General features: G+C 60.9%; 15 protein-coding genes. 6 read left to right on the forward strand and 9 right to left on the reverse strand.

Translation table 11 applies throughout. The features are described 5' to 3' along the window. Nucleotides 1–140: 140 nt before the first annotated feature. The 5 genes from NMA58_RS17660 to odc2 form a co-directional block, all read right to left on the reverse strand. A complete protein-coding gene (locus tag NMA58_RS17660; protein WP_434711474.1) occupies nt 141–1,118 on the reverse strand; it encodes a phosphodiester glycosidase family protein in 978 nt (325 codons plus the stop codon). A gap of 144 nt (nt 1,119–1,262) precedes the next feature. Beyond that, nucleotides 1,263–2,417 carry a GGDEF domain-containing protein gene (locus tag NMA58_RS17665; protein ID WP_434711475.1) on the reverse strand — a complete coding sequence of 385 codons (1,155 nt, stop codon included), beginning with the start codon at nt 2,415–2,417 and terminating at the stop codon, nt 1,263–1,265. A gap of 121 nt (nt 2,418–2,538) precedes the next feature. Continuing rightward, complete coding sequence (locus NMA58_RS17670; protein ID WP_434711476.1) at nt 2,539–3,564, reverse strand: serine hydrolase domain-containing protein; 1,026 nt, start codon at nt 3,562–3,564, stop codon at nt 2,539–2,541. Nucleotides 3,565–3,777: 213 nt separating this feature from the next. Further along, complete coding sequence (locus NMA58_RS17675) at nt 3,778–4,368, reverse strand: GNAT family N-acetyltransferase (RefSeq protein WP_097597209.1); 591 nt, start codon at nt 4,366–4,368, stop codon at nt 3,778–3,780. Between the two features lie 96 nt (nt 4,369–4,464). Then, nucleotides 4,465–5,598, reverse strand: coding sequence for an ornithine/lysine decarboxylase (gene odc2, locus NMA58_RS17680; RefSeq protein WP_085779503.1), 1,134 nt, complete (start codon nt 5,596–5,598; stop codon nt 4,465–4,467). Nucleotides 5,599–6,129: 531 nt separating this feature from the next. On the opposite strand from odc2, the gene NMA58_RS17685 reads away from it, so the two are divergent. The 3 genes from NMA58_RS17685 (at nt 6,130) to NMA58_RS17695 (ending at nt 8,865) form a co-directional block, all read left to right on the forward strand. After that, on the forward strand, nt 6,130–7,023 hold the full coding sequence (locus NMA58_RS17685) for a LysR family transcriptional regulator (protein ID WP_221157116.1): 894 nt from the start codon (nt 6,130–6,132) through the stop codon (nt 7,021–7,023). 130 nt (nt 7,024–7,153) lie between these two features. Further along, entirely contained in the window at nt 7,154–7,795 is a 642-nt protein-coding gene (locus tag NMA58_RS17690; RefSeq protein ID WP_434711477.1) for a DUF1007 family protein, read from the forward strand. After that, nucleotides 7,789–8,865 (forward strand): nickel/cobalt transporter, encoded by a 1,077-nt coding sequence (locus NMA58_RS17695; protein ID WP_434711478.1) that lies wholly within the window; start codon nt 7,789–7,791, stop codon nt 8,863–8,865. Before NMA58_RS17690 ends, NMA58_RS17695 begins: the two co-directional genes overlap by 7 nt. Nucleotide 8,866: 1 nt before the next feature. Here NMA58_RS17695 and NMA58_RS17700 read toward each other — a convergent pair whose 3' ends face one another. The 4 genes from NMA58_RS17700 to NMA58_RS17715 form a co-directional block, all read right to left on the reverse strand. Beyond that, nucleotides 8,867–9,073, reverse strand: a complete 207-nt coding sequence (locus NMA58_RS17700; RefSeq protein WP_085779506.1) for a hypothetical protein — start codon at nt 9,071–9,073, stop codon at nt 8,867–8,869. Then, nucleotides 9,070–9,765: a GNAT family N-acetyltransferase gene (locus tag NMA58_RS17705; protein WP_434711479.1), complete on the reverse strand. Its 696-nt coding sequence runs from the start codon at nt 9,763–9,765 to the stop codon at nt 9,070–9,072. The genes NMA58_RS17700 and NMA58_RS17705 overlap by 4 nt, the downstream gene beginning before the upstream one ends. A gap of 117 nt (nt 9,766–9,882) precedes the next feature. Continuing rightward, on the reverse strand, nt 9,883–10,602 hold the full coding sequence (locus NMA58_RS17710) for a tellurite resistance TerB family protein (protein WP_430958026.1): 720 nt from the start codon (nt 10,600–10,602) through the stop codon (nt 9,883–9,885). Nucleotides 10,603–10,714: 112 nt separating this feature from the next. Then, nucleotides 10,715–11,353: a 2-dehydro-3-deoxy-phosphogluconate aldolase gene (locus NMA58_RS17715; RefSeq protein WP_430958027.1), complete on the reverse strand. Its 639-nt coding sequence runs from the start codon at nt 11,351–11,353 to the stop codon at nt 10,715–10,717. Nucleotides 11,354–11,508: 155 nt separating this feature from the next. On the opposite strand from NMA58_RS17715, the gene NMA58_RS17720 reads away from it, so the two are divergent. The 3 genes from NMA58_RS17720 (at nt 11,509) to NMA58_RS17730 (ending at nt 13,900) form a co-directional block, all read left to right on the forward strand. After that, the gene (locus NMA58_RS17720) at nt 11,509–11,997 is read left to right on the forward strand and encodes a CYTH domain-containing protein (protein WP_221112661.1); all 489 of its coding nucleotides are present in this window, start codon (nt 11,509–11,511) and stop codon (nt 11,995–11,997) included. Continuing rightward, entirely contained in the window at nt 11,975–12,883 is a 909-nt protein-coding gene (locus tag NMA58_RS17725) for a CHAD domain-containing protein (protein ID WP_434711480.1), read from the forward strand. Before NMA58_RS17720 ends, NMA58_RS17725 begins: the two co-directional genes overlap by 23 nt. Nucleotides 12,884–12,970: 87 nt before the next feature. Then, nucleotides 12,971–13,900 (forward strand): rhodanese-related sulfurtransferase, encoded by a 930-nt coding sequence (locus tag NMA58_RS17730; protein WP_434711481.1) that lies wholly within the window; start codon nt 12,971–12,973, stop codon nt 13,898–13,900. Nucleotides 13,901–13,906: the final 6 nt, after the last annotated feature.

Raw genomic sequence — 13,906 nt, forward strand, 5'->3', positions numbered from 1 at the left:
CGAAACCTGGTGCCGAGCGCGCTTAGCAGGTCTCAGTCACGCTGCGACCGACAGAGGAAATCGACAACTTGTATTGGGTGCGGGCGAGCGAAATATCGGCGGAGATCGGCAAGTATTCGAGTTGCGGCTTTGACCTCAAACTATCTCCGCTCGACCGCCAAAACCATCGGCATAGCCCAAGTGGCCTGAAGAAGCGGCCAACGTAGCAATTTGACATTGTCACCCTCGACCTGCGCCTCCCATCGCGCATAAAATTTCTGGCTATATCCGTTCAGCCGGACGCTGCGGTGCGCGAGGGGGCCACCGTCGAGATTAAGGGCTACCTTGAGATCCAGCGGCGACGCCTTGAGAAATTCCGCCAACCGATCGAGAGAAAAGAACGCCTCCTTCGTCGTGCCGATCACGATGCGACCTGAGCCATCCCTAGCGACAAAGGTTCGATTGGCCAGCCAGCGGCTTTTCACATTCACATGAGTCTGACCATCGTCGCCGATTAGGAGCGGATAAGAAACCATCGCATTGGTCGCCCCGGCAAAGGCGCTTCCCCAATCTTGATGGGTCAGGTCACGGATGTCGGCGGAGGCAGCGTCCGCGACGAAGGCGCCGGCCTTCGCATCATACTGCTGGGGACCCATTGCTACACCCTCACTGATGAAGGGCGTGTCGGGCCGGCCATGCATGTCGTAGTAGCTGCCGTTGACGATCAGCACGGCCTGGGGCAAGGCATGCTCCCATTCGTCAATGCCCCTATCACCCCTGTGCGCATTGTGGACGACGAAGCGGAAGCGCGTGGGATCTATCCTGCTGAGGAAAATGTGATCGACTTCGCGACCATCGGCAAGCACCAGCAGCTCCGCCACCTCGAAGCCAACCTCAGGTTCTTGCCAGACCAGCGCCCCCGGCTGCGCGGCCGGGACTGGGCTCTTCAGCGCCAGTTGCATCGAGGCCGACAGCCGCTCATCGTCAGGCTTCACGGTGATCCAGTAGGTTCCGCCACGGCGCAATATCGTGTTGAACCCATAAACGCCGGCAACCTGCCAAAGCCAACCGGCACCGACAACAATCATAACGACCAAAGCTGCGGCCAGCCCGAATAGGAGTTTGCGAATTACCGACATCAAAATTCTCTATAAGCAAATAGTCAGGTTCAGTATGCGACGCGATGCGTTCGCCCTGCGCAAATGCGATTTCAAGTGAGGCTTTTCTACGACGTCCAAATACATCAACGGCGGCCCCTGAGGCTTCGCCGATATGTACGGCCCTTAGGCAGCCTGCTGATTTTCTCCGAAGGCTTCAACCCGGTTGCGCCCTTCGCGCTTCGCGCGATAAAGCGCCTCATCGGCCTTGTGCACGAGCCGTTCGAACTCTCCGCCGTTTTCCCGCGTGGCGACCCCGATGCTCAGCGTCGGGAAGACGGCGAGATCCGGCCGCTGTATGACGGCGGCGGAGAAGTCGAGACGGAGACGCTCGGCAATCGTCACCGCGCCTTCCTGGGAGATGTTTTTCAGCACCGCCAGGAACTCGTCCCCGCCTTGCCGGGCGAGCAGATCGCCTGAGCGCATGATGCCCCTGGAAATGTTGGCGAAGAGCCGCAGGATCTCGTCGCCGGCGCCGTGGCCGTGCCTGTCGTTCAGCTGCTTGAAATGGTCGATGTCGATGATCAGCAGCGATATCGGCTGGGAAGCGAAAGTGGGCACGTGCTGGGCAAGACCGCCCCGATTGAGCGCGCCGGTCAGTGGATCATGGTGAGCGAGTTCCATCAACTGATTTCGGCTGCGCTCGGCCGCCATCAGCACCATGGCCATACTGCGCAGCATGATGAAAGCGACCGCCGATACCGCCATCCAGCTATGGACCGCACTGCCGCCGAAGGGATCCGGGCCGCCGATCTCGCCGGTCGCCGCGAGAATGCTGCGGACCGCAAAGATCGTGGCGGTGCAGACATAGAGGCCGACGAGCAGTCCGGCCGAATAGAGCTTCTCACGGCGGACGATGCTCATCGCCTCCCTTGCGACGGCAAGATCGCAGAAGCAGCAGATGACGGAGACGTAAAGAAGCCTTGCCGAAACCGCCGAGGGATCGCTGACGATCAGCACGACGGGAACGCTGACGAGAAAGATGGCAAGCCAGAAAGTGCGCTGGTCGAGAACCCTGCCTGAAAAGATGCGCACGGCAAAAAACATCAGCATATAGCCGGCGATGGTGACGACATTGCCGCCGTCGACCGAAACCGCGTAGGGAACGAAATTGCGCAGCGCGACGAGGAACGAACCGACGCCGACGAAGAGGTTGCTCAAGCCCCACCAAAGCGGCCACCTCTCGAAGCGGCCGGTTGCATAGGCTGCAAGCTGGAGAATGCCCAGCACGAAGCAGCTCACGGCAACAATGAAATAGATCGTCCTGAGATCCAGCAGCATGGGGTTTTCCGTGGTTCTGGTTGCGGAACCTACAGCAAGCATTTTGCGGTTTGATTGGAGCCTTCGTTAAAAATTGAACAATCGCCGGATTTTGCGCGTCTGAAACGGCGCGGCGCTGGAATCAAGCGGCCCGCACCGTGCCGATGATATCGGCCAGCAGACCGTGCAGCAGATCCCGATAGCCGTTTCGAGCCGAGGGACCGCTCTCTTCCGAGGTCATGACGACGGTCAAACCCAGCGACGGCACGATGTAGAGCATCTGACCGCCATAACCCCAGGCGAAATGCACCTGTTCACCGCCGATCACGCGGGTGAACCAGCCATAGCCATATTCGTCGCCGGAGAAGCGCGAATTGGTGCGATGCTGCCACGATTGCGCGATCCAGTCGGCAGGCACCACCTGCTCTCCGTCGGCCGTGCGCCCGCCCTGGCGATAGAGCTCGCCGAAAGCAAGCAGAGACCGGGCGCTCATCGCCATCTGATTGCCGCCGAGATAGATCCCCTGCGGGTCGCGCTCCCATGCGCCGATGCGGAAACCCTCGACAGGACCGAGCCATTCGCGGGCGAGCGCCAGGGTCGAGCGGCCGCTGACCTTGGTCAGAATGGCCGAAAGCAGATGCGTGGATGCGGTGGAATAGAGCATCTCCCCGCCGGGCTGATCGACGAAAGGCTGCGAGAGTGCAAAGCGCACCCAGTTGCGCGAGGAGACCCAGCGGCCATAATTCGGCCCGGACATACGGTCGAGCCCCGCCTGCATGGAGAGAAGATTGCCGATGGTGATGTCGTTGAGCCGCGGGTCGGGCGATGAGGGAAGATCGGCCTTCAGGATCGGCGCGATCTTCTGGTCCGGCCCAGCAAGCAAGCCTTTGTCGATCGCGATACCGACGATCGCCGAAATGATGGATTTCGAAGCGGATTTGATATTGGTCGATTCCGACGGCGAATGACCACGGAAGCCGCGTTCGGTCAGCACGCGTCCGTCGCGAGCGACGATCACCGTCTTCAGCGGCCGCAGCGCCGGATCGCTCGCCGCTTGGTCGAGCCGCGGACCAAGCCCGGCGGCGGACGCCATGGTCTGGGCGGACGCCAGGCCTGTTGCGCCAAACGGCAGGCAGAAGAAAAGGAGAAGGGAAAAAATACGGATCATGCGGCCGAAGATAGGATATCGCCGCAGTATCTTCGCGTGCCCATGGCACTTTTCACGCGATCGTGTCTGCTGGTGAGCCGATACCTGCGCCTCATCCTCTCGGCTGGAAAGACAATCCGCGCCGCAAACCACGACAGGCCCGCCTCCCGCATGATCAGCGGCGCGGATAATACCGGCAGGGAAAGTTCCCTATCCCACCGGCGGGCGCGCAGCTCAAGCTGCGCGGCGAACCGGCGCGCTGGCCAGCATGCATCCCGAGGGAACGATCATGCCGGCCGCGCCGTCAAGCCAGCCTTCGGTGAGCTCAAGCGCGAGAAAGCGCGAACGTTCGAACGGGCCCGGCATGACAAGATGGCGAGCCTTTTCGGCGAAGAAGCCGAAACGCTCGTAATAGGCGGCATCGCCGACGAGCAGGACGGCGCCATGCCCGCGGTTCTTCGCCTCGAGAATTGCCGCGCGCATCAGGGCCGAGCCGACGCCCTTGCCGCCGTGACGGCAATCGACGGCCAGGGGACCGAGCAGCAGCGCGTTGATCGGCGTGCCTTCGGCGTTGACGCCGGCCTCGACGTTCCAGAGCCGTACCGTGCCGATCAGATGGCCGTCGCGATCACGCGCGACCAGCGCAAGTCCTTCGGCCGGAATGCGGTTGCGACGGATTTTCTCCGATGATTTCTTGCGGCGGTCAGTGCCCATGACGCGATCGAGCAGGTTTTCACGCGCGACGACATCCGACGGATTTTCGGCATCGATGGTGAAAATGGAGGGCGCAAAGAATGCGCGGACAGAATCAAGAACAGCGGCCATCGTGGCCTCCCGCACTCAAAACCGTTTCAGACGGTGACTTCGGAAAATTGTGGATTTGCCGCCCCGGCTGGTTACGGGACTAGCAGAAACAAGACCTTAGATGACGTAGGCCTTCAGCGGCTCGAAGCCGTTAAAAGCGACTGCCGAGTAGGTCGTCGTATAAGCGCCGGTGCCTTCGATCAGCACCTCGTCGCCGATCGTCAGAGACAGCGGCAGCGGATAGAGGTTCTTTTCATACAGCACGTCGGCCGAGTCGCAGGTCGGGCCGGCGATCACGCAGGGCTCCATCTCGTCGCCGTCGCGCTCCGTGCGGATCGGGTAACGGATGGCCTCGTCCATGGTTTCGGCGAGACCGCCGAACTTGCCGATGTCGAGGAAGACCCAGCGGGCGTCGTCATTGTCCGACTTCTTGGAGATCAGCACGACTTCAGCCTTGATAACACCGGCATTGCCGACCATGCCGCGACCCGGCTCGATGATCGTCTGCGGGATCTGGTTGCCGAAATGCGTGCGCAGCGCCTGATAGATCGACTTGCCGTAAGCTTCCGCGGACGGAACGTCACGCAGATACTTGGTCGGGAAGCCGCCGCCCATGTTGACCATCTGCAGGTGGATGCCCTGCTTGGCAAGCTGGACGAAGACACGCTTGGCATCGGCGAGAGCCGAATCCCAGGCATCGACCTTGGTCATCTGTGACCCGACATGGAACGAGACGCCGTAGGACTGCAGGCCGAGCTGATGGGCGTAGACGAGAACGTCGACCGCCATCTGCGGAACGCAGCCGAACTTGCGCGACAGCGGCCATTCGGCGCCTTCGCCATCGGTGAGCACGCGGCAGAAGACACGGGCGCCGGGAGCGGCGCGCGAGATCTTCTCGACTTCCTCGTGGCTGTCGACCGCAAAGAGGCTGACGCCGAGCGCGTGGGCGCGAGCAACGTCACGCTCCTTCTTGATCGTGTTGCCATAGGAGATGCGGGCAGCAGTCGCACCGGCTTCGAGCGCCATTTCGATTTCGGCAACGGATGCGCAATCGAAATTGGAGCCGAGGCCTGCGAGCAGCTTCAGCACTTCCGGAGCCGGGTTGGCTTTGACCGCGTAGTAAATGGCGCTATCCGGCATGGCGTGACGGAAGGCGTGGAAATTGTCTCTGATAACATCGAGGTCAACCACGAGGCAGGGACCGTCGGGGCGTCGGGTTGCGAGAAAGTCGCGGATGCGCTGGGTGGTCATTTCAGTTCCCTCTTCCAATTCCAGAGCTCCGGCATGAACCGGAGGACAAAGGGCATACGAGAACTCGCATTGGAACCAGCCGGTGGAGACCCCGGAACCATAGCAAGCGCTCGATGCGCGGATAGTGAACCAACGCCGCGGACGCGGTGTAAGTTCGGCTTTGTCTGCCATGGATTGGAGGGAGAGTCCCAACCGCACTTCCGGCAATGATGGTGTGCCTCTTCAGTAACCCCCACTGATGGAAAGCAGGGAGAGAACAAAAAGGCCCGCACCGTCGTTGCTTCAGGCGTCCTCGCATTTTCCGGTTGGCCGGAATAGCGACTGGAGGGGTTAATTCCAGGTACCTTACCGATTTCCTCACCAATTCGAGGGTTCGGCGGACACCCATGGGCACGTGCGACTTTGGGCTGAGTGGGAGATAAGAATATTCGCCTTCATAATCAAGCGATTTTTTGATCCTGTGGGCAAAAAAATAATTGAACAGGACGGGCCAATTTGTTCAATGTTCCGAAACAGTTCTAGGAAAGCACCATGGATACCTTGACGCGCATACGCGCCTTCATCGATGTCGTCGAGGCTGAGGGCTTTTCCGCCGCCGCCAGGCGCACCGGCCGCTCAAAGGCTCTGCTGTCCAAATATGTGCGCGAACTGGAAGACGAGCTCGGCGCACTGCTGCTCAACCGCACCACCCGGCAGTTCTCCATGACGGAGGCCGGCCACACCTATTATCGCAGCGCCTCCGATATTTTGAAGGAGATCGACAACCTTGCCGATCTCGTGCGCGAAAACAATGCACAGCTGAAGGGACGGTTGCGCGTCTCCGTCCCCCGCACCTTCGTCGACGCCGACGTCGGCCAGTCGCTGATCGATTTCGCCGGCGAGAACCCGGACCTTGCGCTGGAGATCTCTGCCGATGACCGATTCGTCGATCTGATCGAGGAAGGATTCGACGTGGCGATCCGCATCAGCAAGCTCGAAGATTCCGGCATGATTGCCCGCAAGATCTCCGATTTCCGCGTCCACCTCTGCGCCACCCCGGATTTTCTGGAGCGCCATCCCGATCTGGAGCATCCAAGCGACATTTCCAATCTCCCCTTTATCGTCGACACCAATTCGCGCACCCAGGGCAGCATCCGCTTCCACAATCCTGACAACACAACCTTCGCCGTCGCCGTCTCCGGGCCGATTGAGGTCAACAGCCCGCACGCGACGCTGCGCGCAGCGCTTGCCGGCATCGGCATCGCCCTTATTCCCGATTTCATCGCCCGCAAGCCGATCGAAAGTGGCGAGCTGGTGACGCTATTCAACGATTACATCCCGACCGACCGCGGCATCTACGCCGTCTATCCGCACCGTCGATACCTGCCGGCCAAGGTGAGGATCTTTGTCGATTACCTGCACAATTGGTTCAGGAAGCATCCTTGAGATCTGCACGGCAGGACCTGTCCGGTCGGACGATGGAGCGGTGCCGATGGGGACTCACCGACAAACCGGTCCCAATTCCGTCCCAATTTCTGGCAAGAACTCGGGTCGAGCGAATAAGGCAGCGGGACGCATGAACAAATCCATACCATTGATCACCGCGCTTCTTTCGCTGGCGCCGGCCGCCGCCTTTGCGCATCCGCACATCTTCGTGGAGGCGCGGCTCGAAGTCGTGGCTGGCGCTGACGGCAGCGTCGAGGAACTGCGTAATGTCTGGCGCTTTGACGAGGTCTTTTCCTCTTCGGTCGTCATGGATTTCGACAAGAACACCGATCTGAAGCTGGAGCCGAACGAACTCGCGCAGGTCGGCAAAACGGTGAAGCAATCGCTTGCCGATTACGATTATTACATGAACCTGACGATCAACGGGAAGAGCATCACCGTCCAGCAGCCGGACATCATCCATGTCGACTATAAGAACGGCCAGCTCCTGATGTTCTTTGCGGTCAAGCCGGCGGAGAAGATGCCGCTCAAGGGCAGGCTTACCTTCGGCGTCTACGATCCGACGCTCTATACGTCGATTGATTTTCCCACAGACAACGAGCTGACAACGGTGGGCGACGGCTTCAAGGCCTGCAAACACCAGGTGGTAAGGCCGGATGCCGACGAGGTGATATCGCAAAACAAGCAGTCGCTGACGGACGCCTTCTTCAACGACCCCACCGGCACCAACATGTCCAAACTCTTCGCCACACGGCTGGAGCTCACATGCTGATCAAACGCCCGTCCCTCATCCTTTCCGCAGCACTGCTCGCGCTCCTGACGGCGGCAAGCCTCGCCCACGCGCAATCGCCGCTCGGCATCGGCACGGCCGAACCGAGTTTTCAACCGACAGGCGGACCGTTTGCGCCGCTTTTGCTCTACGTGAACTATGAACAGCAGGCCTTCTACAGGGCGCTGACTGGTGCGCTGAAGGGCATGCGCGAAGATCCGTGGCAGCTGACATCGCTGATCGGCCTTTCCTTCGCCTACGGCGTCTTCCATGCCGCCGGCCCCGGTCACGGCAAGGCGGTCATCTCCTCCTACATGATCGCCAACGAGGTCGAGCTGAAGCGCGGCGTGGTTATTTCCTTCATTTCGGCTTTCATTCAGGGCGTCGTCGCCATGGCGCTGGTCGGCGGCGCCTGGCTGGTGCTGCGCGGCACCGGGATTACGCTGACGACAGCCACTCATGCCATGGAAATCATGAGCTTCATCATGGTCATCCTCTTCGGTGGCTGGCTGCTGTTCCGCAAACTGCGTTCGATGGCAAGTCATCTGCCGCGCCGCCGGCTGGTGGCGACGTCGGCCGGTCCGGTGTCCATGATGCTGGAATGGAAGGATAACGCAGCCGAACGCCAGTCCTATGCCTTCAACGGGAAGGCGCAGGCCGTGAACGCCGGCCACAGCTTGGTTCCCGGCATGGCCTGCGAGACCTGCGGCAATACGCATGTGCCCGATCCGGCGCTGCTCGCCGGCGACAGGTTCAGCGTCCGCGAGGCCTGGTCGGCGATCGTAGCCGTCGGCCTTCGACCCTGCTCCGGGGCTTTGCTTGTCATGACGTTTTCGCTGCTGAACGGCCTCTATCTCGGCGGCGCGCTTTCGGTCGCTGCCATGTCGCTCGGCACGGCGATCACGGTTTCCGTGCTCGCGACCCTTGCCGTCACCGCCAAGAGTGCGGCGGTCCGCCTCTCCGGACGCGGCTCGACGGCTTCCGTCTGGGTTGGCAACGCCATTGAAATCCTCGGCGCCCTGCTAGTCATCCTGATGGGCGCCGTCCTGCTCGGGGCCTCCCTGCAAGGGTAGACTATTTTCCTCTGTGGCGCTGATAGCGCGCCCGCAGCCAGAAGACCGCAAAAAACGCCATGATCAGGCAGAAGCCGACTGTAATTCCCAGCGTCGGCGAGAAATTGCCGATCCATAGAACGATGGTCGGCAGAAAATAGAGGACGATGCCCGCGCCGAGCAGGATGACAGCGGCGGCGATCGCCTGCGAGCGGCTTTCCGGGCTCACGCGAGCCTTTCCTTTTCCAGATCCGCACGAATATCCTGCAGGCGGCGGATCTGTTTGCCGGCCGCGTCAAAATTTTCGGGGGAAAGCCAGGCCTCGAAAGCATCGTTGATCAGCGGCCATTCGGCGTCGATCATCGAGAACCAGGCGGTGTCGCGATTGCGATGCTTGGAGATCATATGCTGACGGAACACCCCTTCAAAGCTGAAGCCGTAGCGCAGTGCCGTCGCCTTGCTCGCCTCGTTCTTGTTGTCGCATTTCCATTCGTAGCGGCGATAGCCGAGATCCTCGAAAACATGTTTGGCCATCAGGTAATGCGCTTCGGTGGACAGCGGCGAACGGCTCATCTCGGGACCATGAGCCACGCCGCCGATTTCGACGACGCCGTTTGCCGGGTCGGCGCGCATGTAGTTCGCCATGCCGACGACCTTGCCTGTGGCGTTGTCACGGAAGATATGGGTGAGCCAGCCGGACTTGGTGTAGACGCTTTCCAGCCAGTTGGCGAAATCCTCGATACCGGAGAAGTCGTCTTGCGCGAAATAAAGAAGCAGCCGGTTGATGCCCATGCCGCCGAGCCCGTCCCACAGCGCCTCGAGATGTTCTTCGCGACGATAGGGCTCGACCGTGACGAAACGGCCTTTCAGCGTAACCGGCTTCGGCGCCGGGCAGCCCTTGAAATTTGCAAGATCGCGCATGTTCACTCCCCTATTCCAGAGCCTTCCCCGGATAAATTGGCGAAAGCGTCAATTTAACCGGGGAAGGCTCCGGGAGTGGATAGGCCAGTCGCCCGATAAAGGCAACCGGCCTGGATGTCACTGTGACAAGGTCGTCTTGGCGGATGACACCGTCGCCTCGATATGGTCGACCAGTTGATCGGCGAGGCCGAGCCGGCCGGCGAGCAGATCGAGATAACCGCGCTCGGCGCGCGAATCCGGATCGATGGTCAGCCGCGAGGCGGTGTAGAGCTCGACGCGCTGTTCTTCCGTGACCGCCGCAGCCACGAGCGCGTCGATATCCGTCGGTGACGCAAGTTCGCCCTCGATGAAAGCAGCGGCCTCGCCGCTGACGTCAGCGGCCTTGATCTTGTCCATAATCAGGGCGCGTTCGGCGTCGTCGATATGGCCGTCGGCCTTGGCTGCGGCGATCATCGCCCGGATAAGCACCAGCACGAATTCGTTGCTGCCAGCAGGCGATGCCGGTCCGAAACCGGATTCGACGGGCGGCGGCAGCAGCACTGGGTTGTTCGCCGACGGCGCATCCGAGGGGGCCGCGGGCGCTTGGCCCGACTGATAGTTCTTGTAGGCCTGATAGCCAAGGCCGGCGATAGCGGCAAGACCGCCGATCGCCAATGCATTGCCGGCGATACTGCGACCGGTCTTGGTGCCGAGAAGTACGGCTGCGATCGCGCCGGTCTTCATTGGATTGTTCTTTGCCGTCTGTATAGCCCCGTCCGCTCTGTCGCGGACTGAACCGCCGAGACCCGGCACTTGCGAACCCAAGAACTGGTCGAGAAGCTTCTTTGCGTCGAACATTCCTCGTCGTCTCCCTGTTTGAGGCCGGAGGAGAACATAGGTTTGCGACGGCTGAAATACAAATATTGGGCGTGGGGGCTGTGCCTGGCGCTCATACCCCGCCCATGCAACCTCAGGCCTTCAGCGCGGCGGCCTCAGTCGCAAGCTTGGTAATGCCGGTCCAGTCGCCGGCTGCGACCATTTCCTTTGGCGCAACCCACGAACCGCCGACACAGACGACGTTCGGCAGCGAAAGATAATCCCTGGCGTTCTTCAGCGAAATGCTGCCGGTCGGGCAGAACAGCGTGCCGGCGAGCGGCGAAGAGAGTGCCTTGAGATAAGCGGCGCCCCCGGCCTGCTCAGCCGGAAAGAACTTCAGCACCTGATAGCCTTCCTCACGCAGCGCCATGACTTCACTGGCGGTCGCAGCTCCCGGAAGCAGCGGCACGTCGGAATCGGCGGCGGCATCAATCAGCTCCTGCGTCGTGCCCGGGCTGACGATGAACTTCGAGCCGGCCTCGACAGCCGCTTGCCAATGGGCGGCATTCAGGATGGTGCCGGCGCCGACTTCGGCGCCCTCGACCTCGGCGGCGACGGCGCGCACGGCATCGAGTGCCGCCGGCGTGCGCATGGTGATCTCGATTGCTTTCAGGCCGCCTGCGACGAGCGCGCGGGCCAGCGGCACCGCCGACCTGGCATCGTCAACGATCAGGACTGGAACGACCGGCTGGAGTTTCAGGATGGAAAGGAGCTTCTCTGTTTTCTCGCCCATGATTGCACGACCTCCTTGAAACGATTGAAATTTGCATTCCGAATAACGCCCTCGCCGAACCTTGTCGAGATAAAACCCGGCTGCGTGAGAAGAAGGGTATGAAATGCCTGGAAATTGGTCTACCGTGCGGCGATCGTCACAAAAGGTTCACCGACATGGCGAAAGAGATCGAGCGGAAGTTTCTTGTACGCGGCGATGGATGGCGTTCCGCCGTCGAGAGCAAGTCTGTCCTGAGGCAGGGTTACATCGCCTCGATGGACGACCGTTCCGTTCGCGTTCGCACCCTCGACGGCAGGAAAGCGAAGCTGACGATCAAGATTGGCCGCAGTGCCATCACCCGTGACGAATTCGAATATGACATCCCGATTGCCGATGCCGAGGAGCTGTTGCAGAGCGCGATCGGCGTCGTCATCGAGAAGACGCGCTACCGCGTCCCGCATCAAGGCTTCGTCTGGGAAGTCGACGTCTTTGCCGGTGAGCATCGCGGACTGGTGATTGCCGAAGTTGAGATGACGGCAGAAACTGACAAACCCGTCCTGCCCGCCTGGCTTGGCCGCGAAGTGACCGGCGATTTCCGCTACTCCAACCAGGCCCTTGCCACAGAATACGGGCACGACAGGCATGGCCTATCGCATTCGGCCTGACGACGATTTCACCGAGGCATTCAGGAGCGTCGCGACTGAGCAGCTGGAAGGTGCCATTACCTTTCTCGAAGAGCGGCCGGACGGTGCACACGAGGCGATCCATTCCTTCCGAAAAAACCTGAAGCGATTGCGCTCGCTCTACCGGCTCGTCGCGCGCGAGGTGCCGGATTTCCAGAAACAGGAAAATGCAAGACTGCGCGATGCCGCGCGCTCGCTTTCGGCAATCCGCGACGCTGCCGCGCTCATCGGCACCGCCCAATATTTGCAGCATTCAGCCCGCGGGCAAGAGGAAAGCGAGGCGCTCGGCCGGATCGTCACCATTCTCGAGGGACGCCGCGACTGGATGGCGGAGGCCGAGAGCGGCCTGCAACAGCGGCTGATAGAAGCCCCAGGCGTGCTGAAGGAGGCAATCGCGGCTTTGGATGGCATTTCCTTCGATGGCAGCCACCGCAAGAACGCACGCATGCTGGCGAAGAGCTGGCGACGCACCGCGCGCAAGGCAAAGGCGGCACTTGCCAGATGTCACGGCGATGCATCGGCCGGGGATTTCCATGATCTGCGCAAACGCACCTATGATTATCGGCTCTACCACGCTCTTTTGCGCGACATCTGGCCGACCGCGATGAAGGCCAAGCGCGATGCGGCCAAGGAACTGGTCGAGGATCTCGGCCACATCCATGACCTTGCCGTACTCTGTGAGCTGGTCGAAGCCGAACCGCAGCTCTTCACCCGCAACGACGATCTGGCGCATCTTCTTGACGCGATCATCTTCCGCCAGCAGGAAGACCGGCGGCACGCCCTCCTCAAAGCCGAAACCGTCTTCGCCGATGATCCCGATGAGGAATCGGAGCGTATCGAGCTTCTCTGGCTGACGGCTGCGAATTGAGCGATGGGCAGGCGCGATCCTGAAGACGGTAGGCCGCCTGCGCGGAAGGCAATTGCGCGAACGGTCAATTTTCTGTATTTCCCGCCCATGACCGACAGCCTGACACACACCGGCCCGTTCCTCGTAGCGGCGCTCTACCATTTCGTATCCGTGCCGCGCTTTGCCACCTTGCAGGCCCCGCTGCAGGCGCTGTGCGAGGAAAACGACATCAAGGGAACGCTGCTTCTGGCGCATGAGGGCATCAACGGTACGATCGCGGGACCGGATGCCGGCATTCACGCCGTGCTCGCCTTCCTGCGTGCCCAGCCGGAATTTGCGGGCCTGGAGCACAAGGAAAGCCGCGCCTCGAAAATGCCCTTCCTGCGCATGAAGGTGAAGCTGAAGAAGGAAATCGTCACCATGGGCGTCGAGGACATCGACCCCAATAAGACTGTCGGTACTTATGTGGCGCCCCGGGACTGGAACGCGCTGATCTCCGATCCCGATACGATCGTCATCGACACCCGCAACGACTATGAGACGGCAATCGGTACCTTTCGCGGCGCGCTCGACCCCAAGACCAAGACATTCCGCGAATTTCCTGATTGGGTGCGCCGGAATACGGGGCTGCACAACAAGCCCAAAGTCGCCATGTATTGCACCGGCGGCATACGCTGCGAGAAGGCCACCGCCTTCATGAAGGCCGAGGGTTTCGATGAGGTCTATCATCTAAAGGGCGGCATCCTGAAATATCTGGAGGAAGTGCCGCAGGAAGAAAGCCTCTGGGAGGGCGCCTGTTTCGTCTTTGATGAGCGTGTATCCGTCGAACACGGCTTGAAGGAAGGCGAGCACCGGCTGTGCCACGCCTGCCGCAACCCGATCACTTCAGAGGAAATTGCCTCGCCGCTTTATGAGGAAGGCGTTTCCTGCAGCCACTGTTATCACACGAGGACAGAGGAAGACCGGCTGCGCTACCGTCAGCGGCAGCATCAGATCGCGCTGGCGAAAAAACGCGGTCAACGGCATATCGGCAGCTGATGAGCT

Origin of the sequence: Rhizobium sp. YTUHZ045, from assembly GCF_051124255.1 — a bacterium.
In the GTDB taxonomy this organism is placed as follows: Bacteria; Pseudomonadota; Alphaproteobacteria; order Rhizobiales; family Rhizobiaceae; genus Rhizobium.

Bases quoted from the DNA above. Each gene is read 5' to 3' on its own strand.
- NMA58_RS17710 (WP_430958026.1), bottom strand. From the start codon at position 10,602: ATGTTCGACGCAAAGAAGCTTCTCGACCAGTTCTTGGGTTCGCAAGTG.
- odc2 (WP_085779503.1), bottom strand. From the start codon at position 5,598: ATGACCACCCAGCGCATCCGCGACTTTCTCGCAACCCGACGCCCCGAC.
- NMA58_RS17660 (WP_434711474.1), bottom strand. From the start codon at position 1,118: ATGTCGGTAATTCGCAAACTCCTATTCGGGCTGGCCGCAGCTTTGGTC.
- NMA58_RS17665 (WP_434711475.1), bottom strand. From the start codon at position 2,417: ATGCTGCTGGATCTCAGGACGATCTATTTCATTGTTGCCGTGAGCTGC.
- NMA58_RS17675 (WP_097597209.1), bottom strand. From the start codon at position 4,368: ATGGCCGCTGTTCTTGATTCTGTCCGCGCATTCTTTGCGCCCTCCATT.
- NMA58_RS17725 (WP_434711480.1), top strand. From the start codon at position 11,975: ATGGCCTATCGCATTCGGCCTGACGACGATTTCACCGAGGCATTCAGG.
- NMA58_RS17705 (WP_434711479.1), bottom strand. From the start codon at position 9,765: ATGCGCGATCTTGCAAATTTCAAGGGCTGCCCGGCGCCGAAGCCGGTT.
- NMA58_RS17695 (WP_434711478.1), top strand. From the start codon at position 7,789: ATGCTGATCAAACGCCCGTCCCTCATCCTTTCCGCAGCACTGCTCGCG.
- NMA58_RS17685 (WP_221157116.1), top strand. From the start codon at position 6,130: ATGGATACCTTGACGCGCATACGCGCCTTCATCGATGTCGTCGAGGCT.
- NMA58_RS17715 (WP_430958027.1), bottom strand. From the start codon at position 11,353: ATGGGCGAGAAAACAGAGAAGCTCCTTTCCATCCTGAAACTCCAGCCG.
- NMA58_RS17690 (WP_434711477.1), top strand. From the start codon at position 7,154: ATGAACAAATCCATACCATTGATCACCGCGCTTCTTTCGCTGGCGCCG.
- NMA58_RS17730 (WP_434711481.1), top strand. From the start codon at position 12,971: ATGACCGACAGCCTGACACACACCGGCCCGTTCCTCGTAGCGGCGCTC.
- NMA58_RS17670 (WP_434711476.1), bottom strand. From the start codon at position 3,564: ATGATCCGTATTTTTTCCCTTCTCCTTTTCTTCTGCCTGCCGTTTGGC.
- NMA58_RS17720 (WP_221112661.1), top strand. From the start codon at position 11,509: ATGGCGAAAGAGATCGAGCGGAAGTTTCTTGTACGCGGCGATGGATGG.